2 protein-coding genes are annotated in these 1,142 nt (G+C 72.1%); both read left to right on the top strand.

Annotation, left to right across the window (positions count from 1 at the left end):
• Positions 1 to 768, top strand: a 768-nt coding sequence (locus tag IEY99_RS33755) for an NsdA family TPR-like regulatory protein (protein WP_189208190.1), incomplete at its 5' end; no start/stop codon positions are given.
• A gap of 14 nt (positions 769 to 782) precedes the next feature.
• The coding region (locus IEY99_RS33750) for a GNAT family N-acetyltransferase (protein ID WP_189208189.1) at positions 783 to 1,142 on the top strand (360 nt) is incomplete at its 3' end.

Raw genomic sequence — 1,142 nt, 5'->3', positions numbered from 1 at the left:
TCCGCGGTCGTCGGCGGCATGCTCGCCAAGGCCTCGCACGACACCGGCGAGCCGCACGCCGCGATGCTGCAGGCCCGGACCGCGTACCTGTGCGCGGAACAGGCGGACCACCCGGGCCTGCGGGGATGGCTGCGCGGGCTGCAGTCGATGGTGGCCTACTGGGCGGGCCGGCACCGCGAGGCGGTCCGATACGCCGAGCAGGGCATGCAGTACGCGACCATCGGTTCCGGCACCACGGCGGTATGGCTGCCCGTCAGCGCCGCCCGCGCGCACGCCGCGCTGGGCGACGTCGACAGCGCCGTCACCTCGATCCGCCGCGCCGAAACGGCATGGGACAACGTCCACCCCGACGAGGTCGACGAGCTCGGCGGACTGTGCACCTTCACCCTTCCCCGGACGCTCTACTACGCGGCCGACGCGCTCGCCTGGACCCCCGGGCACGACGACGGGGAGGCGTACGCCGAACGCGCCGTGGCGGCCTACGCCGACCAGACGGATCCGGCCTGGGCATTCGGTGACGAGGCCGGGGCGCGCACCGACCTCGCGATCGCTCGGGTGGCCCGCGGCGAGCTGGAGGGCGCCGCGGAGGTCCTCGCCCCCGTGCTCGAGCTGACTCCCGAACGGCGAATCAACGGCATCCGGCACTCGGTGCAGCGGGTCCACGCGGCGTTGACCGCCTCCCCGGCTGTGGACGCGGCGCCGGTTGGCGCCATGCAGGAGGAGATCGAGGGGTTCCTGCGGACGCCTGTAGCGGCCCTTCCCCGATAGGGCACGATCGGGGCATGTACCCACTCACCTTGGCCGGACCGTCGGTGGTCCTGCGCGAGTTCCGCGAGACGGACCTGGAGGCCGTACACGCCGTGGTCGGTGACCAGCGCGTCACCGACTGGCTCAGCTTCGACGCCCGCACGCCGGAGCAGGCGACAACCATGCTCAGCGGCATTCTGAGCCGCGCCCAGGAAGAACCACGGCACGAGTACTACCTGGCCGTGGCTCTTCCCCGTACGGATGTCCTGGTTGGGTTCGTCCGCCTGGCCCTCGACGGAGTCCAGGCCGGCAAGCTGGGATACGCGATCGCGTACGACCACTGGGGGCACGGGTACGCCACGGACGCCATCCGCAGCATGGTCACCTTCGGCTTC

The sequence above is a fragment of the Couchioplanes azureus genome (assembly GCF_014648355.1).
In the GTDB taxonomy this organism is placed as follows: Bacteria; Actinomycetota; Actinomycetes; order Mycobacteriales; family Micromonosporaceae; genus Actinoplanes; species Actinoplanes azureus.
Note: the sequence above shows the minus strand (reverse complement) of the source record. Positions and strands in the feature narration are given on the sequence as shown.